Annotated in this window: 22 protein-coding genes and 1 pseudogene; 14 read left to right on the top strand and 9 right to left on the bottom strand. The window is 63.7% G+C overall.

From position 1 onward, the window contains the following. The first annotated feature begins 71 nt into the window (after positions 1-71). Positions 72-1,214 carry a mechanosensitive ion channel family protein gene (locus ACVIW0_RS26895; protein ID WP_461355100.1) on the top strand — a complete coding sequence of 381 codons (1,143 nt, stop codon included), beginning with the start codon at positions 72-74 and terminating at the stop codon, positions 1,212-1,214. Between the two features lie 13 nt (positions 1,215-1,227). Here ACVIW0_RS26895 and ACVIW0_RS26890 read toward each other — a convergent pair whose 3' ends face one another. From ACVIW0_RS26890 to ACVIW0_RS26870, 5 genes are read right to left on the bottom strand one after another with little or no spacing between them, the layout of a single operon-like run. Next, positions 1,228-2,760, bottom strand: coding sequence for an ABC transporter ATP-binding protein (locus ACVIW0_RS26890; protein ID WP_461355099.1), 1,533 nt, complete (start codon positions 2,758-2,760; stop codon positions 1,228-1,230). Next, complete coding sequence (gene biuH, locus ACVIW0_RS26885) at positions 2,757-3,440, bottom strand: biuret amidohydrolase (protein ID WP_461355098.1); 684 nt, start codon at positions 3,438-3,440, stop codon at positions 2,757-2,759. Before biuH ends, ACVIW0_RS26890 begins: the two co-directional genes overlap by 4 nt. Positions 3,441-3,456: 16 nt before the next feature. Next, entirely contained in the window at positions 3,457-4,383 is a 927-nt protein-coding gene (locus ACVIW0_RS26880; protein WP_461355097.1) for an ABC transporter permease, read from the bottom strand. Between the two features lies 1 nt (position 4,384). Beyond that, positions 4,385-5,494: an ABC transporter permease gene (locus ACVIW0_RS26875; protein WP_461355096.1), complete on the bottom strand. Its 1,110-nt coding sequence runs from the start codon at positions 5,492-5,494 to the stop codon at positions 4,385-4,387. Then, on the bottom strand, positions 5,491-6,600 hold the full coding sequence (locus ACVIW0_RS26870; protein ID WP_461355095.1) for a BMP family ABC transporter substrate-binding protein: 1,110 nt from the start codon (positions 6,598-6,600) through the stop codon (positions 5,491-5,493). The genes ACVIW0_RS26875 and ACVIW0_RS26870 overlap by 4 nt, the downstream gene beginning before the upstream one ends. Positions 6,601-6,973: 373 nt before the next feature. Here ACVIW0_RS26870 and ACVIW0_RS26865 point away from each other — a divergent pair, with 373 nt between their 5' ends. The 3 genes from ACVIW0_RS26865 to ACVIW0_RS26855 all read left to right on the top strand — a co-directional run bounded on the left by ACVIW0_RS26865 (position 6,974) and on the right by ACVIW0_RS26855 (position 10,173). Then, positions 6,974-8,245, top strand: coding sequence for an allantoate amidohydrolase (locus ACVIW0_RS26865; protein ID WP_461355094.1), 1,272 nt, complete (start codon positions 6,974-6,976; stop codon positions 8,243-8,245). 318 nt (positions 8,246-8,563) lie between these two features. Then, complete coding sequence (locus tag ACVIW0_RS26860; RefSeq protein WP_461355093.1) at positions 8,564-9,802, top strand: ATP-binding protein; 1,239 nt, start codon at positions 8,564-8,566, stop codon at positions 9,800-9,802. A gap of 149 nt (positions 9,803-9,951) precedes the next feature. Beyond that, a complete protein-coding gene (locus ACVIW0_RS26855) occupies positions 9,952-10,173 on the top strand; it encodes a hypothetical protein (RefSeq protein WP_461355092.1) in 222 nt (73 codons plus the stop codon). On the opposite strand, the gene ACVIW0_RS26850 is transcribed toward ACVIW0_RS26855, so the two are convergent. After that, complete coding sequence (locus tag ACVIW0_RS26850; RefSeq protein WP_461355091.1) at positions 10,160-11,092, bottom strand: LysR substrate-binding domain-containing protein; 933 nt, start codon at positions 11,090-11,092, stop codon at positions 10,160-10,162. The two genes, ACVIW0_RS26855 and ACVIW0_RS26850, sit on opposite strands and share 14 nt — an antisense overlap. Positions 11,093-11,178: 86 nt before the next feature. Here ACVIW0_RS26850 and ACVIW0_RS26845 point away from each other — a divergent pair, with 86 nt between their 5' ends. Beyond that, positions 11,179-12,228, top strand: a complete 1,050-nt coding sequence (locus ACVIW0_RS26845; protein WP_461355090.1) for a YeiH family protein — start codon at positions 11,179-11,181, stop codon at positions 12,226-12,228. Between the two features lie 232 nt (positions 12,229-12,460). Here ACVIW0_RS26845 and ACVIW0_RS26840 read toward each other — a convergent pair whose 3' ends face one another. Further along, positions 12,461-13,474: a formamidase gene (locus ACVIW0_RS26840; protein WP_461355089.1), complete on the bottom strand. Its 1,014-nt coding sequence runs from the start codon at positions 13,472-13,474 to the stop codon at positions 12,461-12,463. Positions 13,475-13,966: 492 nt separating this feature from the next. Here ACVIW0_RS26840 and ACVIW0_RS26835 point away from each other — a divergent pair, with 492 nt between their 5' ends. The 5 genes from ACVIW0_RS26835 (at position 13,967) to ACVIW0_RS26815 (ending at position 18,467) form a co-directional block, all read left to right on the top strand. Next, complete coding sequence (locus ACVIW0_RS26835) at positions 13,967-14,716, top strand: SDR family oxidoreductase (RefSeq protein ID WP_461355088.1); 750 nt, start codon at positions 13,967-13,969, stop codon at positions 14,714-14,716. A 317-nt stretch (positions 14,717-15,033) separates the two neighbouring features. After that, positions 15,034-15,528 carry a DUF308 domain-containing protein gene (locus ACVIW0_RS26830; protein ID WP_461355087.1) on the top strand — a complete coding sequence of 165 codons (495 nt, stop codon included), beginning with the start codon at positions 15,034-15,036 and terminating at the stop codon, positions 15,526-15,528. A gap of 177 nt (positions 15,529-15,705) precedes the next feature. Then, the gene (locus ACVIW0_RS26825; RefSeq protein ID WP_461355086.1) at positions 15,706-16,131 is read left to right on the top strand and encodes an organic hydroperoxide resistance protein; all 426 of its coding nucleotides are present in this window, start codon (positions 15,706-15,708) and stop codon (positions 16,129-16,131) included. Positions 16,132-16,297: 166 nt separating this feature from the next. Next, on the top strand, positions 16,298-17,680 hold the full coding sequence (locus tag ACVIW0_RS26820; RefSeq protein WP_461355085.1) for an FAD-containing oxidoreductase: 1,383 nt from the start codon (positions 16,298-16,300) through the stop codon (positions 17,678-17,680). A gap of 28 nt (positions 17,681-17,708) precedes the next feature. After that, positions 17,709-18,467, top strand: coding sequence for an alpha/beta fold hydrolase (locus tag ACVIW0_RS26815; protein WP_461355084.1), 759 nt, complete (start codon positions 17,709-17,711; stop codon positions 18,465-18,467). Positions 18,468-18,736: 269 nt separating this feature from the next. Here the strand turns inward: ACVIW0_RS26815 and ACVIW0_RS26810 are convergent, their stop codons facing one another. After that, positions 18,737-19,525, bottom strand: coding sequence for an HpcH/HpaI aldolase family protein (locus tag ACVIW0_RS26810; protein WP_461355083.1), 789 nt, complete (start codon positions 19,523-19,525; stop codon positions 18,737-18,739). A gap of 509 nt (positions 19,526-20,034) precedes the next feature. On the opposite strand from ACVIW0_RS26810, the gene ACVIW0_RS26805 reads away from it, so the two are divergent. The 3 genes and pseudogenes from ACVIW0_RS26805 to ACVIW0_RS26795 all read left to right on the top strand — a co-directional run. Continuing rightward, the gene (locus ACVIW0_RS26805) at positions 20,035-20,370 is read left to right on the top strand and encodes a DUF1330 domain-containing protein (protein ID WP_461355082.1); all 336 of its coding nucleotides are present in this window, start codon (positions 20,035-20,037) and stop codon (positions 20,368-20,370) included. A 471-nt stretch (positions 20,371-20,841) separates the two neighbouring features. After that, entirely contained in the window at positions 20,842-21,150 is a 309-nt protein-coding gene (locus tag ACVIW0_RS26800; protein ID WP_456784869.1) for a DUF1330 domain-containing protein, read from the top strand. 263 nt (positions 21,151-21,413) lie between these two features. Continuing rightward, positions 21,414-22,864: pseudogene (locus ACVIW0_RS26795) on the top strand (DUF5939 domain-containing protein); the annotation flags it as partial. 68 nt (positions 22,865-22,932) lie between these two features. On the opposite strand, the gene ACVIW0_RS26790 reads toward ACVIW0_RS26795, so the two are convergent. Further along, positions 22,933-23,853, bottom strand: a complete 921-nt coding sequence (locus ACVIW0_RS26790; protein WP_461357430.1) for a LysR family transcriptional regulator — start codon at positions 23,851-23,853, stop codon at positions 22,933-22,935. A gap of 260 nt (positions 23,854-24,113) precedes the next feature. Here ACVIW0_RS26790 and ACVIW0_RS26785 point away from each other — a divergent pair, with 260 nt between their 5' ends. Beyond that, positions 24,114-24,791: a cysteine hydrolase family protein gene (locus ACVIW0_RS26785; RefSeq protein WP_461355081.1), complete on the top strand. Its 678-nt coding sequence runs from the start codon at positions 24,114-24,116 to the stop codon at positions 24,789-24,791. Positions 24,792-24,814 lie beyond the last annotated feature (23 nt).

Below are 24,814 nucleotides of genomic sequence, written 5' to 3'. Positions count from 1 at the left end.
TTGCACGAATGTCTGAAGCGATCGCGGATTCCGTGCGTTAGCGACCTGCAATGCGGGAGCAGGCGGGTTTCATGCGGACGTTCTTAGCCGAATTGGAACACACATTTCGCTGGGTTCCGGATTGGGTCGTTGGCCTTGGCCTGATCACGGGCGCAATCGTCGTTGCGCTTGTCGTCCATTCGGTCGCGCAACGTCTCGTCCATCGCATGGTCGGATCGAACAATGCGGTCGCGCCGATACTGCTCGACAGGACCGCTGGCCCCGCGCGGCTGGCACTGTGTCTTGCCGCCGTCGCACTGGTGCTGCCGTTGGCACCGCTCGACGATCTGCTGCGGCAGACGCTCAGCCATTTCTTCGGCGTCGCCGTGATTGCGCTGGTCGGCTGGATTTCGATCCGCGCCGTCGACATGGCGTCGGCAAGGTATCTCGACCGATTTCGCCTCGACGTTGCCGAGAATTTTCTAGCGCGCAAGCATGTCACCCAGGTCCGCGTCTTCAAGCGGGTCACCGATACGTTGATCGTCATCATCGCGGTCTCCACTGCGTTGATGACGTTCGATTCGGTCCGGCAATATGGCGTCAGCCTGTTCGCCTCCGCCGGCGCCGCCGGTCTGATCGTCGGTCTTGCGGCAAGACCGTTGCTCAGCAATCTGATCGCCGGCGTGCAGATCGCCGTCACCCAGCCGATCCGGATTGAGGACGCTGTCATCATCGAGAACGAGTGGGGATGGGTCGAGGACATCGCCTCGACCTATGTCGTGATCCGGCTGTGGGACTGGCGGCGCATGGTGGTGCCGCTGTCCTATTTCATCGAGCGCCCGTTTCAGAACTGGACGCGCGACGCGCAGTCGCTGATCGGCGCGATCGCGCTGCATGTCGACTACAGCGCCGACGTGCCGGCGATCCGCAAGAGGTTGGAGCAGGTGGCCAAGGAGTCGCGGCTCTGGGACGGCGCGGTGGTCAATCTGCAGGTGATCGACACCCATCCGCGCACCATCGAACTGCGCGCGCTGGTCAGTGCCCGCAATGCGCCGCAGTCCTGGGACCTGCGCTGCGAGATCCGCGAGAAGCTGCTGGCGTTCATCCGCGACGAGATGCCGGACGCGCTGCCGCGGGATCGGGCGATCCTCGCACCTGCGGCCGACGGATTCGGTCGGGGCTTTCTGCGCGGTGCGCCGCCGCGTCAGCAGCCGGCTGCGGCGTCGCCGAACTGATCGGTGACCTCGTCTAATGCCCGGCCATGTGTCGGCCGATCTCGGTGAGGTCGGCCTCGCTGGCGCGGGCCTCGTGCACGAAGGCGCCGTGGAACATCACGACCAGCCGGTCCGACAATTCCAGCAGTTCGTCGAGGTCCTCGCTGACCAGCAGCACCGCTGCGCCGCGGTTGCGCGCGGCCATGATCTCGGCGTGGATCTGCGCCACCGCCGCGAAATCGAGCCCGAAGCAAGGATTGGCGGCGACCAGCACCTCGACGTCGCCCGAGAGCTCGCGCGCCAGCACCGCGCGCTGCACATTGCCGCCGGACAGCGCCGCGATCGGCGTCTCCGGCGTGCGGGTCTTGATCTTGTAGCGGTTGATCTTGCGCGTCGCGTCGTCGCGGAACGCCGAACGATTGAGCCACCAGCCGCCGCGCGCGAACGGGGCGCGGTCGAATTCGCGGAACGCGATGTTGTCGGCGACGCTCATGCCGCCGACGCAGGCGTTCTTCAACGGCTCCTCCGGCAATAGCGACATCCTGTGGCGGCGCATCTCCTCGCGGCTTGCGGAATATGCTTCGCCCTGGACGCGGATCGCGCCGCTCTCGGCCTCGCGCTGCCCGGCTAAGACTTCGACCAGCTGGCGCTGGCCGTTGCCGGAGACGCCGGCGATGCCGACGATCTCGCCGCTCTTCACCGTCAACGACACGCCATGCACGGCGACCGCGCCGGCATCGTCAAGCGCGGTGAGCTTGTCGAGCTCGAGCCTGGCCGCGCCGGTCTCGCCGGTGCGCGGCGGTTGCACGGTCAGCTGCTCGGCACCGATCATGGTGCGCGCCATTTCGTCGGGTGTGAGATCCGCGACCCGTCCGGTGCCGGCTAACTTGCCGCGGCGCAGAATCGTCACGTCATCGGCAAACGCCATCACCTCGCGGAACTTGTGCGTGATCATCAGGATGGTGAGCTCGCCCGCGACCACCATGGCGCGCAGCATGCCGAGCACCTCGTCGGCCTCGCCCGGTGTCAGCACCGAGGTCGGCTCGTCGAGGATCAGGAAACGGCGCTTCAGATAAAGCTGCTTGAGGATCTCGCATTTCTGCCGCTCGCCGGCGGAGATGTCGGAGACCTTGGCGTCGAGCGGCACCTTGAACGGCATCCGCGCCAGGAACGCCTCGAGCTCGGTCTTTTCCTTGCGCCAATCGACCACGACGGGCACGTCGTCGCGCGCCAAGACGAGGTTCTCCGCGACCGTCATCGCCGGCACCAGGGTAAAATGCTGGTAGACCATGCCGAGCCCGAGCGCATGCGCGTCCTTGGGATTGGCGATGGCCTGCTGGCGGCCGCCGACCATGATGTCGCCTTCGGTGGCGTGGTAATAGCCCATGATGCATTTGACGAGCGTGCTCTTGCCCGCGCCGTTCTCGCCGAGCAAAGCGTGGAACGAGCCGGGGCGCACCTTGAGCTCGACATTGTCGAGCGCCGTGAAATCGCCGAATCGCATCGTCACGGCGATGGCATCGACGCCGAATGCGCCTGATGGTGCGGGCGGCTCGCCGATGATCACGACAGCGCTCCGATCAGGTCGGTGGATCTGGTCACCGCGCCGAACACGCCGCCCTGCATCTTGATCATCTTCAGCGCGTGGTCGTGGTTGCTCCGGTCGGTCGCCCCGCAGCAATCCTCGACTAGCACGCATTCGAAGCCGCGGTCGTTGGCCTCGCGCATCGTGGTGTGGACGCAGACATCGGTGGTGATGCCGGTAAGTACGATGTTCTCGATGCCGCGCAGCCGCAGCATCAGCTCGAGATCGGTGGCGCAGAACGAGCCCTTGCCCGGCTTGTCGATGATCGGTTCGCCCGGCAGCGGCGCCAGATCGGGAATGATGTCCCAGCCGGGCTCGCCGCGCACCAGGATGCGGCCGCAGGGGCCGGGGTCGCCGATCCCGGCGCCGATCTGGCGCGAGCGCCAGCGCTTGTTGGCGGGCAGGTCGGCAAGGTCAGGGCGGTGGCCTTCGCGGGTGTGGATGATGTGAAAACCCTGCGCCCGCATCACCGCGAGCAGCTTCTTGATCGGCTCGATCGGCGCGCGGGTGAGCGAGAGATCATAGCCCATCTTGTCGACATAGCCGCCGACACCGCAGAAATCGGTCTGCATGTCGATGATGATGAGCGCGGTGTTGTCCGGGCGCAGGTCGCCGTTGTAGGGCCAGGCATAGGGTTCGGATTTGACATAGCGCTCGGGCATGTTGAACTCGCTGGCTCTATCGGGTGATGGACAGTTCGGCCGGCGCGCCGGTCAGCGTGCGCTTCGGCGAGCAGGTGATGATCATGATCGCCAAGGTCAGGATGTAGGGCGCGGCGTTGAACAGATGATAGCCGGAGGTGATGCCGACCGATTGCAGCGCCGGCCCGAGCGCTGCGGCGCCGCCGAAGGCAAGCGAGGCCCACAGGCACAGCATCGGGTCCCAGCGCGCGAAGATGACGAGCGCGACCGCGGTGATGCCTTGTCCGGAGGAGAGGCCCTCGTTCCAGCTGCCGGGGTAGAACAGCGACAGGAACGAGCCGCCGATGCCGGCGAGAAAGCCGCCGACCATGGTGGCGCGCAACCGGATCAGTAGGACCGAATGGCCCATCGCGCGCGCCGCGTCGGCGCTCTCGCCGGCGGTGCGGATCAAGAGGCCCCAGCGCGTGGTCCTGAACGCCCAATAGAGCAGCGGTGCGATCGCGACGCCGATCAGGAACAGCGCGTTGATGCGCAGCGCCGCGCGGATCTGCGGCACGTCGCTCCACCAGCCGAAGTCGATCGCCGGCAGGCGCGCCGCGGTCGGCTCGATCAGCGGCTTGCCGAGGAAGAACGCGAGACCCGTTCCGAGCAGCATCAGCGCGATGCCGACCGCGATGTCGTTGACCCGCGGCAGCGAACAGATGCCGGCATGCAGCGCGCCGAACAGCGCGCCGGTGATGCCGGCCGCGAGCACCCCGAGCCATGGCGAGCCGGACAGATAGGAGATGCCGTAGGCGCTCATCGCGCCCATCACCAGCGTGCCCTCGAGGCCGAGATTGATGCGGCCAGATCGCTCGGTGATGCACTCGCCGAGGCTGACGAACAGAAACGGCGTCGAGACGCGGATGGCGCCGCCGAACACCGCGAGCGGAACGGTCCAGAGCCCGAGAGATGCATCCGCCATGTCAGGACTTTCCCTTCAGGAAGCCGATCCGCCCGTAGAGCGCATCGCTTGCCAGCACGAACACGAAGATGATGCCTTGCAGGACCAGCACGGAGGCATCGGGCAGGCCGAGCCGCCGCTGCAACAGGCCGCCGGAGGCCGAGATGCCGCCGAGCAGGATCGCCACCGGAATGATCGCGAGCGGATTCTGCCGCGCCAGGAACGCGACCAGGATGCCGGTGAAGCCGTAGCCCGCCGCGAGGTTGGCATTGGTGCGGCCCTGCACGGCCGCAACCTCGATCATGCCGGCGAGGCCGGCGCAGCTGCCGGCAAGGAAGCAGACCGTCATGATCAGCTTGCCGACCGAAAGCCCGACGATCTTCGCGGCGCGGATGTTGCCGCCGGCCACCCGCGCGGCGAAGCCGAACGTGGTGTGATAGATCAGGATGTAGGCGGCGACGGCTGCGACCAGGCCGAACACCAGGCCCCAATGCACGTCGGTGCCGGGAATGCTGCCGATCATGTTGGCGGCGCCGATCTCGCGCGTCGACGGCTTGTTGAGGCTCGCCGGATCGCGCATCGGCCCCTCGACCAGATGGTTGAGGATCGCAAGCGCGATATAGACCAGCAGCAGGCTCGAGATCGTCTCGTTGACCCCGCGATATTGCCGCAGGCCGCCGGACAGCGCGATCCACAGACCGCCGCCGATCATGCCCGCGATCACCATCGCGATCTGCACCACGATCGGCGCCGCGCCCTGCAACGCCAGCGCGGCTGAGGTCGCCGACAGTGCGCCGATCAACAGCGCGCCTTCGCCGCCGATGATCACCATGCCGAGCTGCGCCGGCAGCGCCGTGCACAGCGCGGTCAGGATCAGCGGAGCCGCACGGGTCAGCGTGTTCTGCCAGGAAAAGGCGGTGCCGAACGCGCCATAATACATGTAGAAATAGAGGTCGAGCGGGTTCTTGCCGTAGAGCGCAATGAAGCCGCCGAACACCGCGAGCGCGCCGACCAGCGCCGCGCCCGGGATCAGGATGTACTCGATGCTGGCGCCGTAGCGCTGGAGGAAGCCGGGATCGGCGGCCGGAGCAACGCCGGCCGCCTCAACCGATTCCGCCGCCTCGGTCGTCACGCGGTGGCTCCGATCACGCCCTCGACCAGATAGTCCATCTTCTCGAGCTCGGGATCCTGCTGGCCGCGGTCGGTGCCGCCGGCGATCACGGTCTTGCCCTTGTTGTCGGCGATCGGACCCTTGAAGATCGTATACTCGCCCGATATGAACTTGGCCTTGACGTCGTCGGCATGCTTGCGCGCTTCCGCCGAGACCATCTCGCCATAGGGCGAGACCTTGACGATCTCTTCCTTCAGGCCGCCGCGATAGAAGTTCGGGATCGCCTCGCCTGCGGTGATCATCTTGACGAACTTCGGATAGAGCGCTTCCCAATTCCATTCGGCGCCGGTGAGATAGGCCTTCGGCGCCAGCGGCGACTGGTTGACGTGATAGCCGCACACCATCGCGCCGCGGCGCGCGGCGTTCTCGACCATCGTCTTCGGTCCATCGACATGGCAGGTCAGCACGTCGACGCCCTGGTCGATCAGGCTGTTGGTCGCCTCGGCCTCCTTGACCGGCATCGACCAGTCGCCGGTGAAGATCACCTGCGTGGTCGCCTTCGGATTGGCAAGGCGCGCGCCGAGCGTGAACGCGTTGATGTTGCGCAGCACCTGCGGGATCGGCTTGGCGGCGACGAAGCCGAGCTTGCCGCTCTTGGTCGAATAGCCGGCGACGATGCCGGAGATGTATTGCGCCTCGTCGATGTAGCCGAAATAGCTGCCGGCGTTCTTCGGGTCCTTGTCGGACCACAGGCCGCCGCAATGCTCGAAGTGCATCTTCGGAAACTTGCCCGCCATCTTGACGACGTGCGGGTTGTAGTAGCCGAACGAGGTCGGAAACAGCAGCGAAGCGCCGTCGAGGTTGATCATGGACTCGATGGTCTTCTCGACCGCATCCGTCTCCGGCACCTTCTCTTCCTCGACCACCTTGATGCCGGGCAGCTTCTTTAGCGCCGCCGCGCCTTGGGCGTGGGCCTGGTTGTAGCCGTAGTCGTCGCGCGACCCGACATAGATGAAGCCGACCGTGGTTTCCGCCGCCGCCGCACCGCGAATGCCGAGCGTGCTGCCGAGCGCCAATGCCGCGCTTCCCTGCAATAAATGCCTTCGTGAAATCCTGCCAAAATCCATCGCCTGCTCCCTCCGGCGGGGCCCGCCCGCCTGTCCTTGTCGCAGCCGCCGCAACGGCGGAGCCTAAGCGAGGTGTCGCAAGCTTCGTGCCAGAGCACGTTTTGTGATCATGGTTCCATAAGCGGCTGAATATGAAAGAGAACGGTTGTCGACTTCAGGTTGCCTGGAAACTACTCAGGATCGAATTGCCTATTTTGTAAGCGATCAATCGCCGTTGTATGCAATCCCGTTAAGCAGTCGCTAACCGGCCGGCGGCCGATGCGAGCCCGCTTGTGACCAGCTCACGGCGCCCGATTTGCCGGCTGGTGAATCGGACCGGGCCTGCTACGAGTGAAGCGGGCCGCGGTGCCGGGTTGGATTGATGGGAAAGAGCATGAGCGAGACACAACCGTCCTCGAAATCGTCCCCTCTTGGTGGCGAGATCGTGGCCCGGATCAATCAGCTCGCGGCGATCTCCGAGACGCCGGAGCACCTGGCGCGTATCTTCCTCACGCCCGAGCACCGCAAGGCCGCCGATCTCATCCTGTCCTGGATGCGCGAGGCCGGCATGACCGTGCATCTCGATGCGATCGGCAATGTCTGCGGCCGCTACGAAGGCGAGCGGCCGGGCCTGCCGGCACTGATGCTCGGCTCGCATTACGACACCGTGCGGGACGCCGGCAGCTGGGACGGCCCGCTCGGCGTCGTCACCGCGATCGCCTGCGTCGCCGATCTGAACCGGCGCGGCAAGCGGCTGCCGTTCGCGGTCGAGATCGTGGGCTTCGCCGACGAGGAGGGCGTGCGTTTCGCCTCGACCCTGCTCGGCAGCCGCGCGGTGGCCGGCACGTTCGACGAGAGCGTGCTCAACACGCGTGATCGCGCCGGCACGACCATGCGCGATGCGCTGATCGCCTTCGGGCTCGATCCCGATCACATCGGCAGAGCGGCGCGCGCCCGCCGCGAGCTGCTCGGCTATGTCGAGCTGCATATCGAGCAGGGTCCCGTGCTGGAAGAGAAGGCGCTGCCGATCGGCGTCGTCACCGCGATCTCGGGCGCGACGCGGCTCGCCGCCAGTCTCACCGGCATGGCCGGCCATGCCGGCACCGTGCCGATGCCGCTGCGGCGCGATGCGCTGGCGGGTGCGGCCGAATGCATCGTTGCGATCGAGCAGTTCTGCAAGTCCGACGAACAGGGCCTGGTCGGCACCGTCGGCTATATCAACGCGATGCCCGGCGCCACCAACGTGATCCCCGGCAAGGTGTCGTTCACGATGGACATCCGCTCGCAGAGCGACATGCATCGCAAGCGCGCGGTCGCCGACATCGTGCGGCAGATCGAGGCGATCGCCAAGCGCCGCGAACTCGCCCTGCAGATCGACATCACCCATGAGAACCGCAGCGTGCCCTGCGCGCCGTGGCTGAAAGCGCAGATCGCCGAGGCGGTCGCCGCCGAAGGCCATGCCGTGTTCGAGTTGCCGAGCGGCGCCGGACATGACGGCATGGCGATGGTCGACATCGCCGACATCGGCATGATCTTCGTGCGCTGCCGCGCCGGGATCAGCCACAATCCGGCCGAGCATGTCGAGCTCGCCGACGCCGATACCGGCGCGCGGGTGCTGCTGCGCGTGATCGAGAATTTTCGTCCGCACGGTGCCGTGAATAGCTGATCTGACCGCGCCGACGCCATCTGGACCGTCATCCTGAGGTGCGAGCCTTGCGGCGCAATTGCGCCGCTAGGCGAGCCTCGAAGGATGAATCGGCCCGGCTGGTGGCCGTCGCCCTTCGAGACGCCGCTTCGCGGCTCCTCAGGGTGACGGTGCTGGAGTTGAGTGCAAAAGACGTCTGGCTGACCTTGCGTCAGCGCGCCGCAGGCACCGCCGGCGTGCCGAATCTGGACAGGTCAGATCACCATTTCCGGCCCAGCTGCCGCTTATTGCGCCCTGGCGCTGAAGCGCTAGACTTGCGCCGATTGGGGAGGGGAGGACATGCGGTCGTCCGTCGTCCAGGACGTTCAGTTCCCAAAGCAACCGGCGCTGCAGCTGATCTATGACACTGCACCGATCGGTCTTGCCTACCTCTCGCCCGACTGTCGTTATCTCCAGATCAACCAGCGCCTCACCGAGATCTGCGGCATCTCGGTCGAAGGCCATCTCGGACGCACGGTGCACGATTGCGTGCCTGCGCTCGCCACCGCGGTCGAAGACATCGTGCGCTCGATCATGGAGACCGGCGAGCCCGTCACCGGCGTCGAGGTCTACGGCCAGCGTCCGGGCCACAATGACGAGCGCTGCTGGATCACGCATTGGCATCCGCAGCGCGGGCCGAACGGCAACATCGTCGGCGTCAACGTGGCGGCCGAAGAGATCACCGATCGCAAGCGCAGCGAGCGCGAGATCCGCGCTGCGCGCGACGCGGCCGAGAAGGCCTTGCACCATCTGCAGGAGACCCAGGCATCGCTGATCGAGGCGGAGAAGCTCGCGGCGTTGGGCCGGCTGGTGGCCGGCGTCGCGCATGAGATCAACAGCCCGGTCGGCACCAGCCTCACCGTCGCCTCGGTGCTGGAGCAGAAATGCGCCGACTTCGCGGCCGAAGCGGCCCGCGGCAAGCTGAAGCGATCGACCCTGAGCGATTTCATCGAGGTCGTCGAAAGCGCCTCGTCGCTATTGGTCGGCAACCTCAAGCGTGCCGCGGATCTGGTGCAATCATTCAAGCAGGTGGCCGTCGACCGCAGCTATTTCGACCGCAGCGCGTTCGATCTCGGCGAGGTGACCGACCAGGTGCTGTCGAACCTGCGTCCGGCGCTGCCGAAGAACAACCTCGCGCTCGAGGTCGATTGTCCCTCGGGTCTGGCGATGAACAGCTATCCCGGCCCCTGGGGCCAGGCGCTGACCAATCTGTTCGTCAATGCGGCGGAGCATGCCTTTCCGGACGGCAAGGGCGGCACCATCACGGTCCGGCTGCGCGCGTCCAGCGCGGACCGGGTGGAGATTCTGTTCGCCGACGACGGCTGCGGGATGGACCGCGACGTGCTGGGGCAGGCCTTCGACCCCTTCTTCACCACCCGCCGCGACATCGGCCGCATCGGGCTCGGGCTCCACATCGTGCACAACATCGTCACCAATCGGCTCGGTGGCGAGATCCATCTCGACAGCGCCACGGGCAGGGGGACCAGCGTGCGGATCACCCTGCCGCGCCTGGCGCCGCAGCGCGGCACCGATCATTGAGGCCGGATTGGCGGGCTGAGAAGGAAATGCTCCCCGGCTTTCGGGCTGGAAAACATCCTTCCAAGGTACCCTCGCAAAAGGCATTCCACGACCCTTGCTTCCGCCCCCGCCGTCGCGACATTGTCAGGGCATTCCTGATGGTCACGACGATGAGCCAATCCGCATTCGATCCCTTCGGTGAGCCCGTCCCCGCGGTCGATTCTTCGGCTGCGAGCGAAGGCGTGTCGAAATGGCTGAAGACCGCGGGCACCAGCGTGTTCTGGGTGCTGGTGGTCGGCATCGTGCTGGCCCGCGCGGTCTATTTCGAGCCCGGCGTGTTCAGCTTCGAGCGAGCCGTTGCCTGGGCGCAGGGTCTGTTCACCGCGCTTTAGCCGCCGCTATGCGCGCCGCCGTCTTCGCGGCCTTCGTCTCCCGAATGATCCGGTCGAACGCGACCGCCGCCGGCACGTCGAGCCGGCCGGGCGATTTCAGTTGCCACAGCGTGCGCTCGATATGGACGCCCCTGATCGGGATCACCTTCAGTTTCCCGAGCCTCGCCTGATCGTCGATGGTTGCAACCGACACGATGGCGACGCCGACGCCGGATGCCACCGCCTGCTTGATCGCCTCGGTGCTGCCGATCTCGAGCGTCCGCTGCGGCTCGACGCGGTGGGCGGCGAGCGCCTGCGCGACCACCTCGCGGGTGCCCGAGCCGGGCTCGCGCACGATCAGGATCTCGTTGTTGAGCAGGCGGACGTCGATCGGGCCCGCGGCGGCCGCGAAGCGGTGATCGGGCGCTGTAATCAGCACCATCACGTCGGTGCGCCAGGCTTCGCTCGTCAGGTTCTCGTCCTCGACCGGCCCCTCGACCAGCGCGATCTCGATCTCATGCCCCAGCATCAGCGCCGCAATATCGCTGGTGTTGGCGCTGACGACATGCAGATCGATGCCGGGAAAGGCGCGGTGGAACACGCCGAGATATTCCGGGATCATGTAGGTCGCGATCGTGGTGCTGGCGCCGATCCGCAGCGAGCCGCTGTCGAGGTTGCGCAGCGCCTGCAATTCATCCTCGGCGGCGCGCTCGGCCGCGAACAGCGTCTCGGCATGGCGGGCCAGCGCCGCGCCCTCCCGGGTCGGCCGGACGCCCTTCGGGGTGCGGTCGAGCAGCCGGCAGCCGACCTGCAGCTCGAAATCCCGCACGCCCTTGGAGATCGCCGGCTGGCTGATGTGCAGGAGGTCGGCGGCGCGGGAGAAACTTCCGGTTCTCGCCACGGCCGCGAACAGGCGGAGCAGGTGCAGGTTGAGGGACATAACTTCTCTCTATCGGGGCAGTCCGAAAAGATATTAGCCAAGAGGCCCGCTTTGACGCATAAAATATTCTCTGAAAAGAGGATTTCGTGCCGGAACAACAAGACCAGGGGCAGAAGCAGGGCGCGCTGACGCGCATCATCCGGCTCATTCCCGGCATTCTGCTCTGCGGGGTGGTCACGGTCATCTCGCTCGGCGTCCAGGCCGCCGAGGAGCGCGTTTTCGACCATCCCTATATCGAGGCCCTGGTGGTCGCGATTCTGCTCGGCATGGCGGTGCGCACCCTCTGGGAGCCGTCGGAGCGCTGGCGCTCGGGCATCGCGTTCAGCGCCAAGCAGTTGCTCGAGGTCGCGGTGATGCTGCTCGGCGCCTCGATCAGCTTTGCCGCGATCGTGGCGTCGGGCGGGCTCTTGATCGGCGCCATCGCGGTGACCGTCCTGATCATGCTGGCGGTGAGCTATGGCCTGAGCCGGCTGCTCGGGCTGAAGACAAAGCTCGCGATCCTGATCGCCTGCGGCAACTCGATCTGCGGCAATTCCGCGATCGCCGCGGTGGCGCCGGTGATCGAGGCCGATGGCGACGACATCGCCTCGTCGATCTCGTTCACCGCCGTTCTCGGCGTGCTGATGGTGCTCGGCCTGCCGCTGCTGATCCCATTGTTGAAGCTGACGGCGACGCAATACGGCATCCTCGCCGGGCTCACGGTCTATGCCGTGCCGCAGGTGCTGGCGGCGACGGTGCCGGCCGGCATCGTCTCGACTCAGATCGGCACGCTGGTGAAGCTGGTGCGCGTCCTGATGCTGGGCCCGATCGTGGTCGGCCTCTCGCTGTTGGTGGCGCGGCGGCGCAAAGGTGCTGCGAAAGCCGCCGCGATCAGCCCGTTCAAGCTGGTGCCCTGGTTCATCGTCGGCTTCCTGGTGCTGGCCGCGCTGCGCTCGTTCCAGCTGGTGCCCGACATCGCGATCGCGCCGGTGACGAAGACGGCCGCGATCCTCACCGTGGTGTCGATGGCCGCCCTCGGGCTCGGCGTCGACGTGCGCGTGCTCTCGACCGTTGGCGGCCGGGTGACGGCCGCGGTCACGCTGTCGCTGATGCTGCTCTTGGGCTTGAGCATCGGTCTCGTGCACTTGTTCAAATAGAGCATGGCGAGATTCATCCGCATCGGAAGTTCACCTCTCCCTTGGGAGAGGTCGATTTGCGCAGCAAATCGGGTGAGGGGTGACGGTCTATCGAAAGAGCAAGAGCCCTCACCCGGATTGCATCGGACGATGCTTTCGCATCGCCCGCAGCAATCCGACCTCTCCCCGACGGGGAGAGGTGAGCCGAAATCACGGTGAGCGAGAGTCAACCAAAACTCATCCCGTCTGGCGGCTACTCGGCCGCCTTTGCGGTCTTGCCGAACATCCGTGTCGGTGCGGGAAAGCCGCAGGACGTGCCGTCGGTGATCTTGACCTGATCTTCCCAGGGCAGGCGGAAGCGGCCGGACACCATGTCCTGCATGAAAGTGTAGGGGCAATCCATCGCGCCGCCTTTCACCGCGACATAGCCGCGGTGCCAGAGCTGATAGATGTTGTTCTCGACGCCCCAGTTGATCCGCGCCTCGCGCACAAGGTCGGGCCGCACCTCGGCGGTGATGATCTCGTCGGCCCGTCCCGTGGTGCCGTGCGCGATGATGCTGCCGTCGAAATTGACGAACATGCCTTCGCCCATCGAGTCGAACGACCCGTCCGAGCCGCACATGCAGACATTGGCCGTCACCATCAGGTTCTGGAACGCGTTGGCCTGGTTGGTGAAGCGCCAGCTGTCGCGGATCGGCGCGGTGTAGCCCGCGGTGCGGATCATGATCTCGGCGCCCTTGTAGGCACATTCGCGCGCCATTTCCGGGAACATGCCGTCGTGGCAGATGATCAGTGCGATCTTCGCGCCCCTCGGCCCGTCGATCACGGGAATCCCGATGTCGCCCGGCTCCCACGGCTCGACCGGAATCCAGGGATGGAATTTGCGGTAGTACAGCTTGATCTCGCCGTGATCGTCGATGATCAGCCCTGAATTGTAGGGATTGCCATGCGGGTTGAACTCCATGATGGAGAAACAGCCCCAGATCCTGTTGTCGATGCAGGCCTGCCTGAAGGCCGCGACTTCGGGCCCGTCGAGCCGGCACATGATCTCCGGATTGGTATCCATCGAAAGCCCGTGCAGCGAATATTCGGGAAACACGACCAGGTCCATGGTGGCGAGATTGCGCCGTGCCTTGCCGACCATCCAGACGATGCGCTCGGTCTGCCGCGCCAGATCGGCCTTGGTCGCAACCACCGGCAGTTGCAGCTGCACCAGTCCGATCACCACGCCGTTGGGCGATTTGTTGAGGCCGCCAAGTCCAGTCATGCCTGTCCTCCCGCTTGTTTGAAGCCTTGTCATTTCGCGAACGTTCGTCGCCGCTCGTTCGGGCTCCGGGCCAGCTCTTAGCTAGCAACGATCATGCCAGCAGGATTAGAGCACCTAACAAAACTTAGGTGAGAGGGCAGCGCCGGTTGTCGGAGGAATAGCAGGCGCCTCGGAAACAAACCCCGAAGCTTGACAAAAATGACTGGTAGCGACATGAATCCGCCCGCAGCTGCAAGCTAGCGCTGCCGTAGGCGTTACCGTCATCCAACGCGTCCTCGGTCGAGTAGGTCCCAGCAGGGAGATCTCGACGCTGGAGGCGCGACGGTATGCCAATATTTTCCTGCTCTGCGATCTTTCGTGCACAAACGTCTGTTCCGCCAACGATCAATGTTGTTGTGGGCCTGACGTCCTCTGCGCTTGTTCGCTGCAAGGGTTCTCGTGGTTGCCGTGCCCTCTCTGCTGTTCAAACTTCCTGGTCCAGAGGTAGCAACCATGAAAATTACTGGCAATACGATCCTGATCACGGGCGGCACAAGCGGGATCGGCCGCGGCTTGGCCGAAGCCTTTCACGAGCGTGGCAACCGAGTGATAGTCCTCGGGCGTCGCCAAGCTGATGAGATCACGCAACGCCATCCCGGAGTGGTCGGACTGCAAGCCGACCTCAATGACGTGGATGCGCTGGCAAATCTCACGTCCGAAGTTCGTGATCGCTTCCCGGAACTAAATGTTCTCATCGCCAATGCGGGCATTTCCCAGGCCGAGGACATGATGTCGGAGAGCTGGGATGCTCGGGCCGGACAGGCCATGGTGGAGACCAACATTCTGGGCGTGTTGAGGGTTACAGCCGCTCTCTTGCCGATCCTAAAGCATCAACCAAATGCGGCCATCATGGCGACGAGTTCCGCGCTCGCGTTCGTTCCGCGCGCCGACTTCCCAACTTACTGCGCAACGAAGGCGTTTCTCCACTCGTGGCTCCAATCGCTGCGCCACCAGCTCCGCAACGTCCCGGTCGAAGTGCTGGAGCTTGCTCCGCCATATGTGCGGACCGAAATCACCGGCGCCCAGCAGGCTTCAGACCCGCGCGCTATGCCCGTTGAGGATTACGTTGCAGCGGTGATGCGGTTGCTCGAAGCTGGAGACCATCCTCGGGGCGAAGTGCTCCTCGAGCGCGACCATGCTCGACGCTGTGCCGAGCGAGACGGACGTTACGAGGCGATCTTCGCGGCCATGAACCCCGCTTGAACTGGAACAGCTAAAGAGGCGATGGGCCCGCCGTCACCTTTTTGGCTGTTCGCTCTGCGCTGACACAACAGGCCGCGCCGCTTCTCATACCCTAAAGGTCTTGGCACCAATACCTAAAGTATTGGCTCGATCGCTGTTTGATCAATATCTGACCCTGCAGCGAGCGCGAACGAACTCGCACCGTGAACCCTAGGTTCGGGACACGTCTGAATAAGTGGAGATGTTTTGTGACTCACATCGACAATGCCTCTGCCTGGTCGACCTCAGAATGGCTCAAGATATACTATTTCACCCGCTTCGCGTTTTCGACAGCCTGGGTGCTGGTCGCCCTCGGCATTGCAAAGAACCACCCGCCGTTCGCCGCGATTATGTTGGTCGGCTATCCGGCCTGGGACGCGATCGCCAACTTCGTCGACGCCCAGCGCAGCGGCGGTATCACCCGTAACAGGTCGCAGCTCCTCAACTTCGTCGTCAGCATTATCACGGCCATTGCCGTCGCCGTCGCGCTGAGCGACAGCATGGCAAGCGTGCTCTTGGTATTCGGCATCTGGGCCGGCTTTGCCGGCATCTTCCAACTCGCCACCGCCGTCGGCCGCTGGAAATCCTATGGCGCGCAATGGGCAATGATCCTGAGCGGCGCGCAATCCGCCCTCGCAGGCATCTTCATGGTCAAGATAGCGTATGGCCCGACACCGGTCGGCATCGCCGACATCGCTCCCTATGCCGCCTTCGGCGCCTTCTACTTCCTCGTTTCGGCCATCTGGCTGACCGTCAGCGAGGCCCGGCGAGGGGCATCGCGCGCGGCACACTGAGGCCACGGCAAGTATCCTCCCTTTATCCTCCCTTGGCGGCGCGTCCGAGCGCCTCTTCGGGCACCGCGCGGCTGTCTTCATGCGCTGCCGCCCGCGTCCCTCAAGCGGCGGGAGCCACCCTTTCACGCCTCATGGCAAAGCATGACACCGATCCCCTTACCGATCCAAGGAGCAGCTATGACGATTGAAGCCAAGTATCGTACGACGGCCACCGCAGCCGGCGGTCGTGATGGACGTGCCTATACCGAAGACCAGACCTTCGACCTGGAGCTGAGCACGCCGAAGGAGCTTGGCGGCAGCGGCGGCCCGAGCACCAATCCGGAGCAGCTCTTCGCGGCCGGCTATTCGGCCTGCTTCCTGAGCGCGTTGAATCTGGTGGGCCGCAAGAGAAAGATCGGCATTGCAGCCGACTCGTCGATTTCGGCGACGGTGGGGATCGGCCCGAACGGTCAGGGCGGCTTTGGCCTGGTCGTCCAGCTCTCGGCCAACCTTCCGGGGGTCGAGCGGACGACTGCGGAGCAGCTCGTCGCAGAAGCCGATCAGATCTGCCCTTATTCTAACGCCATCCGCGGCAATGTTGACGTGCACATCGTCATCGCGTGATGCTGGCACGCCGTTGTGGGGTGAACGGCTGCTAGCGGAGCCGTCGCGCTCCGCCGGCTTCGCGCCGGCGCTGGAAGACATCGGGATGAGCATCGATGGCAAAGCCCCGACATCACCGGAAACCCGCTGCACGGGCGGCGACAGCCCATAGAACGGAGCATAGACAATGAACGAGCGCGATTTCGATGCGATCATCATTGGTGCGGGGCAGGCAGGTCCTTCGCTTGCCGGCCGGCTGAACGATGCCGGCATGAAGGTGGCGATCATCGAGCGCCATCTCGTGGGCGGGACCTGCGTCAACACAGGTTGCAAGCCGACCAAGACGTTGGTCGCGAGCGCTTATGCCGCGCACACGGCCCGGCGCGGAGAAGACTATGGGTTCAAGGTCGGTGGCGCGGTGGAGATCGACATGCCCTCTGTCGCAGCCAGAGCCCGAAAGGTCATCTTGGATTCTCGGGCGTCCAACGAAAACTGGCTGGCCGCCATGCGGAACGTCGAGCTCATCCGCGGGCATGCTCGCTTCACCGTTACGAAGAGCGTCGAGGTGAATGGCGAGCAACTGACTGCGCCGCGCATCTTCATCAATGTCGGCGGCCGCGCGGTGGTGCCCGATATGCCGGGCGTCCAGGATGTAGCGGTGCTCACCAATACCGACATGGTCGCGCTCGACGAGTTGCCGCAGCATCTCGTTGTGATCGGCGGCAGCTATATCGGCCTCGAATTTGCGCAGATGTACCGCCGCTTCGGTGCGGAGGTCACGATCGTCGAGCGCATGAATCGGCTGATCGCGCGCGAGGATCCGGATATTTCGGAAGAGGTGCGCGCGATCCTTGAATACGAAGGGATCACCGTCCGTACCGGTGCGGATTGCATCGGCTTCGCCAAGCACGAGAACGGCGTCGCAGTATCCGTCGACTGCGAAAAGGACAGCTCGCCGGTGATCGGAAGCCACGTGCTGATGGCGGTCGGACGACGGCCCAACACCGATGACCTGGGGCTCGACCACGCCGGGATCGAGACTGACGCGCGCGGCTACATCATCGTGGACGACGAATTGCAGACCAATGTCGCCGGCGTCTACGCAATGGGCGACTGCAACGGTCGGGGCGCGTTCACGCACACCGCTTACAATGATTTCGAGATCGTCGCGGCCAACCTGCTGGATGGCGAGAATCGCAAGGTGAGCGGGCGCCTCACCGGCTATGCGCTGTACATCGATCCGCCGCTCGGCCGGATCGGAATGACCGAGGCGGAGGCCGCCCGAAGCGGTCGTCGGCTTCTGCATGCGAAGCGCCCGATGACCCGCGTCGGTCGCGCGGTCGAAAAGGGCGAGACGCACGGCTTCATGAAGGTCGTGGCCGATGCGGACACGCGACGCATCCTCGGCGCAGCGATCCTCGGCACTGGCGGCGATGAGGCGATCCACGGGATCCTCGACATGATGAACGCCGATCAGTCCATCGATACGCTCCGCTGGGCGGTGCCGATCCACCCGACCGTTTCCGAACTGATCCCGACCGTTCTTCTCGATCTCAAAGCCTCGCTATAGCCAGTCCACATCTGAAAAGGGAAGTCTCATGAAAAGTCTGTTGTCTGTCGCGGCCATCGTCATCGGCCTTGGTTCGTCTTTCGGGCCGGCTCACGCCGCCCAGCCGGTCAAGAACGTGGTGCTGGTCCATGGAGCCTTTGCGGACGGCTCGGGCTGGAGGGCCGTCTCCGATATCCTATCGCGCGATGGCTATAGGGTGACCGTCGTGCAGGAGCCTGAGACATCGTTGGAAGACGATGTCGCGGCCACGAGGCGAGCTATCAAGCAGGCGGGGGGGCCGGTCGTCTTGGTCGGCCACAGCTACGGGGGCATTGTGATCACGCAGGCGGGAAACGTGCCCGAAGTGCAGGCACTGGTGTATGTCGCAGCTTTGGCACATGATGCGAACGAGAATATCGCGGAGGTCCGGAGCAAGTTTCCACCATCGAGCAACAATGTGGTGAAGAGCAGCGACGGCTTTCTGACGATCAATCAAGAAAGCTTCCACCACGATTTCGCGGCGGACCTTCCGCAGGCGGATGCGGATTTCATGGCCCTGTCGCAGGTCCCCGTGAGCGAGAAGGCGTTGGGTGCGATCGTCAAGGATGCCGCATGGAGGTCCAAGCCGAGCTGGTATGCCGTTGCGACCGAGGACAAAAAGATCGATCCCGACTTCGAGCGCTTCATGGCGAAGCGGGCCGGAAGCGTCACCGTCGAGGTCAAGGGAAGCCACGCGGTGTATGTCTCGCAGCCCAAGGCGATCGCGGACCTGATCGAGAAGGCGGCCGCGGGCGAGAATACGAGATAACGCCCCGCCAAAGCGGCGACCGCGTCCTGATGGCTTTGATCCTGAAGGGGCGGTCGCCGATTATGCGATCTGACCGCGCCTCTCCGCATCGCTCACCCGCTGGATCCCCAGCGCACGCATCATGTTGAAACTGCGCTTGTAGACGGCCATGCGGGCTAACCAGGACGTGTACTCATAAAGCATTGTCAGCCCCTCAGGGACGAACGGAAATCTTCGGACAGGCCAGAGCGCTACCGCTTTTGGCCCAATGGCTGAAAGTCTTGCAGAGTTCATTGCGTCCAGCGGATTGCGCTCGTGGCAGCATTCTTGAGCATCAGAACATCCCAGCCCAACATCACGTTCGTGTAGCCCCTTGCTATAGCAGATTGGACTTGCTCTTCCGTCAGAGCGACGGCGGACTTCGCTACCTTGGCAGCCGTAGTCGCTAGCTCGAATCGTTCAACGGCTTTCAAAAAGTCCGGGGTGTTGAATTGGCCAGGGCATCCCAGTTCAACGGAGAGGTCGAGCGGGGCAAGGATTAAGGCATTGATGCCTTCCACCGCGCAGATCTTCTCAATGTTGTCAATCGCTGACCTTGTTTCGACAATTATGTTGCAAATAATCGTGCTCCCGATCTTGGGCAAATAGTCATCGAGCGATACTGCCCATCTAGAATGACCGATGAAAGGTCCAAAGCCACGCTTCCCTCTTGGTGGATAGCGTGTCATCGCTACGCATTCCGCGGCCTCTTGCGCGGTGTCGACTAGCGGAAACGCTATCCCTGCGGCTCCCATGTCGAGAGCCAGCTTGACCATAGCCTCATCGCACTTGCCGACTCTCACGATGGGACGGCAATTAGTACCGGCTGTGGATGCAATCATTGCATGGAGGTTTTCGGGGCCGATCGCTCCATGCTCCTGATCGATCACGACTGCATCTGCACCTGCCTGTGCCAAGGCTTGTGTGACGACCGCTGAAGGGATTGTGCAGATGAACGTAGTACGGACTTTGGTCGCTGGATCTGACATCTTTAGCCCCTTGTGTTTCCACCTTGAGTACTTCGTCAGTGCCGCCACCATGTCATTGACCGAACCGCTCAACAACGAGAAATTTGAACGAGTGTGGGCCGGGCTCCGTTCAACTAAGTGCCAAACACGTCCCCTTCGGCGCGGATCGACTTCGGTCTGCAACGGGTTCACAAGCCAACTGCTCGCTGGGCAGTGAAATTGCTCCGCTAAGTGTCAAGAGCCGCCCTCACGCCAAGCGTTGAATTTGGTCTGCTTAGCGTCCAGGCTGTGTGAAAAGTCGACTCTGGCAAGTTGCCGTAGAACCAAATTTCCTTCGTGAGCTTGCTTAGTGCGCTCCTGTTCTTCGGCGGTGCTTGCAAGCCCTGCTTAGCAATACGTTCTACCAAATTCGCCGCGATCGACTTTTCACACAGTCTGGACCCCCAGCAGACCTCGGCGGGCAGGCGCGGCGTGCCTATTCCCTTACAGGACATTCTTTAGGTGATCCGACACACGAGCGTGTTACAGTCGTCGAGCTTGCGACTGGCCTGGATGATTGAACGCACGAATGGGAGCGAACAATGCCAGCTTACATGATCGCCCTGAATAGAAGCGTAAGTGATCGAGCGGGATTGGAGGCCTACTGGAAAGCAGCCCCTCCAACCTTTGAGGGGCGCCATGCCAAGTTTCTCTCGGTTTATGCGCCGCTGACTCCGTTGGAATTGATGTCTTCGCTCGAAGGCGTCGTCCTGATTGAATTTCCTGATGTGGCGGCGGCTAAGGATTGGTATGACAGCCCGGCGTATCAGGAGGCAAGACAGCATAGGGAAGGTGCGGCGGACACCGAGTTCTTTATCATCGATGGTGGGGTGGTGCCGCGCGAAGATCGTCTGCCGCATATCAAAGGCCAGCGTTAGCTGATGTCAGCTTGTAGCCGTAGCCGACATTCGCTCGGAAGGCCGCAAGGGCCGCTTTTGACCCGAAGCGGCAACCAAGGGCCTCTCCTGTTGCGCCTCTGCGATACGGTGGCGAGAAACGCTGCTGCTCCCGCACCTAGCTTGCCGGCCCCATGCGCAGATTAGTTCATCGAAACGTCGCGACTTGCGTGCGCGTCTCCTGTCCTTAATCTTCCGCGTCTAGCCCGTCTGCGACATGCCGATAGGCCCAGACCAAGTCTGCTCATTGGGCAAGACCGGAAGTCGCGGTCGCAGCGTCAGAACGACGCGATTGACCCTGAACGGACCTCGACGCTCGATTAGCTTGGCCCCGCCGCGCCACTACCCTCATGCCCAACGGAGTCGTCAATCCAACGGAACCATCGGCTCGCAGAGCAATTCAACCGCCAGTGGCCCCTTTTGATTTGAGAATGCAAAGATGAGGAGGACAACATGCCGAACGGGTATTGGATCGGGCGCATCGATGTGATCAAACCCGAATACACCAAAGCCTACGGCCCCGCCCTCACGGCGGTGCTCCGCAAATACGATGCGAAATTCCGGGTGCGCGGCGGCACCTTCGAGGCGGTGGAGGGCAAGGCGCGCGAGCGCAACATCGTAATCGAGTTCAAGGACTACGAAACCGCGCTCGCCTGCTACCGCTCACCTGAATACACCAAGGCGAGGGAACTGCGCGCGGGCGCCGTGGACATCGATATCATCGTGATCGAAGGCTACGACGGCCCGCAGCCCACGGATTGAGCCCCGCTTTGGCGGCGCGGTCGTTCCATCGCCGAAAGCTCCTCCTTGCCGATCGCTTCCGTTGGCGCATCGCAGCGACATGCCCGAAGCCGGGGTAACCGGAAGCGCTCCGGCGTGCTCAAACAGCGCTTTTGACCCATATGCGACATGGCCGTATGGTCAGCGGCAACTGTGGCCACTGTGTTATGATTGTAAGCTGGCGCGGCGGCTGATAGCCTGAACGGTCGGCGAAGTTGACAGATTGTTACCGTCGAGAGCTGGCGATGACATCCATTGACGAACGGCTTCTTGAAGCCAAGATGACCCAGATCGAGCAGGCTCGTGCCTGGAGCCCGCGCGTCATCTCCAAATTCGAAACGCTGATCCGCAGCGGCGACGAGGTCAGTGTCTACCGCGCCAATCCCCTGGCCTTTGCGCGTGATCGCGGTGTGGCCGAGCCTGAGTCGATCGATCTGTTCCTCCACGCCGCTCGCGCCGGGTTGGTCGACCTGCATTGGGACATTTTGTGCCCCCACTCCGGCCTGGTGTTGGAAAGCTTCGGCAAGCTCCGCGCGCTCCGAAGCCATTTCGTCTGCGGCCTGTGCGATATCGACGGTTAGACGGACCTTGACGACTGTATCGAGGCTTCTTTCTCCGTCTCGCCGCAAGTCCGGCGCCTCGCGTTGCATGACGTTGACAACCTGTCGATTGAAGACCTGCACTGGAAGTTGAAATTCGCCGACAGTGGGCGGCTGCCAGGCGGACAAACCCGATTTATTGATGTCCTGCGTACCCTCGTGCGCGGCATGTCATATCTGCCACCCAGCGTGACGACGACGCTGTATGCCGAGATTGGACCCGGCGCTCTCTCGGGCGTCAACGTCCAGACGCAGGCTGGCTTCATGCTACCGGTCGTGGACTCATCTGCGGCTGCCGGGTCGGCGCCCAACACGCCGACGATTGTACGCGTCACCTACGATGGGCAGCGTTTCACGTCCGCTCTTTCGGCCCTGCCGTTGGGGCCTGTGGTGTCTTCGAGGTCAGCAACACCGGCCCCAAGCGCGGCTCGCTACTTCTGATCAACTGGCCGCCAGAGATAGTGACCATGCCAGAGAAACCGACGCTCGAGTTCGACCCCTACGTGTCCGGCGGCATGCTGTTAACGCGGCAGACCTTCCGCAAGCTCTTCCGCTCCGAGCGTGTGGACGAGGAGGAAGGCCTCGGCATCCGGCAGGTCACCTCCTGTTCACCGACTTGAAAGGCTCGACCGCGCTCTACGAGCATCTCGGGGATCTTAATGCCTACGCGCTGGTGCGGGAACACTTCGCCCTGCTCGATGCAGTTGCCCACAAGCATGCCGGTGCAATCGTGAAGACCATCGGTGACGCCGTGATGGCGGCGTTCTCCCGGCCGGTCGACGCCGTGGCGGCGGCGCTCCACATGTTGCAGGAAATCGGCAGCTTCAACCGCGAGCACGGCCAGCCAGCGATCATTCTCAAGATGGGCGGACTGCGGGCCGTCCATTGCCGTGACCCTCAACGACAATCTCGACTACTTCGGCCAGACCGTGAACATAGCCGCGCGAGTGCAATCATTCGCGGATGCCGGCGAAATCTGTCTGTCGGTGGCACTCTTTACAGCGCCCGGCGTTCGTGAGCTGTTGACGGCCCGGCATGTCGAGGCATTCGAGGCGCCGCTGCGCGGTGTCGAGGGGAGCGCACGAGTCTATCGCGTTACTGGTCGATCGCAGGGGCGAGGTTCGCAAATCCGCTCAATGAACCGTTTCGATCAAACTGTGCTTCATCAGAAAATCGCGCGTGTCGATGAGGACAGATCGAATCTGGTCAGCCGGTCCACCTCCGCGAGAATACCTGCCACGATCTCGCCGTTCGTTCCCCGCAGTGTCGTCACGACCACAGGCGAGCTTCCGCCATCTTCGGCCAGCGGCGCGAAGCAGATATCCTGTCCACGCATGAGAAGGGCCCTGGCCGGCACGATGCTGATGCCGACGCCCCCGGCGACCAGGCCGAGCGCAGCCGCCAGGCCGCGGATCGTCATCGTGTTGGCAGGTGTGAACCCGACAAGTTCGATGAAGCGTATGACAGGATGGCGCGGTCCTACGGACGCCCGCTCATCGTATAGTATCAGTGTCTCATTGCTGACCTCCGACAACTTGATCGGCTGGTCGCGTCCCCGGAATGCCGGATGGCCGATTGCAAGCGCGAGCATCAGCTGCTCGTTCCGGATGACGATTTGCTCGACCTGGTCGTCGACCAGCAGGGTCAGCCCGAGCGCCAGATCGATCTCTCCGTCTCGGACAGCCCGCACCTGGTCAGCGGATGCGACCTCGGCATATTCGAAGTCATACTCGGCATAGCTCTCCCGCAGATATCGAAAGATCCGTGGGGTCCGTCCGTAGAGTAGCGAGAGGTCGAAGCCGATCTTGAACCGACGCCTGCGCTCTTCGTTGAACGCCGCTACCTCACGCTTGGCCCGCTCCACTCTCGTCAGGATCTCGTCCGCGCGTTCGACCAATAACACGCCGGCTGGGGTGAGCTTGATGCCCCGGGGGCTTCGCTCGAACAGCTCGACGCCAAGCTCTGCCTCAAGGTTTGCTACCTGCCTGCTGAGTGGAGGCTGGGCGATATGGAGCTCGGCGGCCGCCTTGGTGAAACTAAGCGTCCTGGCGACGGCCACGAAATATCGGAGCTGCCGCAACTCCATCGCTCATACCAAAATAGTCTACCCCCCAATACCTATAGAATTGGCCTCGAACGATGTCCAACACTAATTGATCAGGCGCCGCCGCCGCGATGCGCAAATCAAGCGGATGAGAACCGGGCACAGCGAACGGCCGAGCGCGTGTCTCAAGCAATTGAGATGCGGGGCATTTCGGGCAGTTGAGGGCGCCGGCCATATCATTGCGCAATGGCACGCGGCTTGCTTGATCACGATAGGGCTTTCTCGCATTCGGGGCGCGCGTCATGGCAAAGTCAGGCGGGACAATCGTGGCGGAGCCAGCGCCGATCACGCTCGACTGGAGCAAGACCGCGCTCGTCATCATCGACATGCAGCGCGATTTCATGGAGCCCGGCGGTTTCGGCGAGACGCTCGGCAATGACGTCAGCCAGCTTGCCCGCGCGGTGCAGCCGATCGCCGCGGTGCTTAAGGCGGCGCGCCACGCCGGGCTGCTGGTGGTTCATACCCGCGAGGGCCATCTGCCCGATCTCTCCGACGCGCCGCCGGCAAAGGTCGAGCGCGGCGCGCCGTCGCTTCGGATCGGCGATCCCGGGCCGATGGGGCGGATCCTGATCCGCGGCGAGGCCGGGCACGACATCATTCCCGAGCTCTATCCGCTCGAGAGCGAGATCGTGATCGACAAGCCCGGCAAGGGCGCTTTCTACGCCACCGAGCTCAGTGACATCCTGCAGAAATACGGCATCGAGAATCTCCTGGTCTGCGGCGTCACCACCGAGGTCTGCGTCAACACCACGGTGCGCGAGGCCAACGACCGCGGCTATCGGTGCGTCGTGATCGCGGACGGCTGCGCGTCCTATTTCCCGGAATTCCACGAGATGGGCCTGAAGATGATCAAGGCCCAGGGCGGCATTTTCGGCTGGGTCACCGATTCAGCCGCGGTGCTGAAGGGGCTGGCTGCGTAGGGGCAAGCTGCAAAATTTCTGAA

The sequence above is a fragment of the Bradyrhizobium sp. USDA 4454 genome (assembly GCF_054822705.1).
Note: the sequence above shows the minus strand (reverse complement) of the source record. Positions and strands in the feature narration are given on the sequence as shown.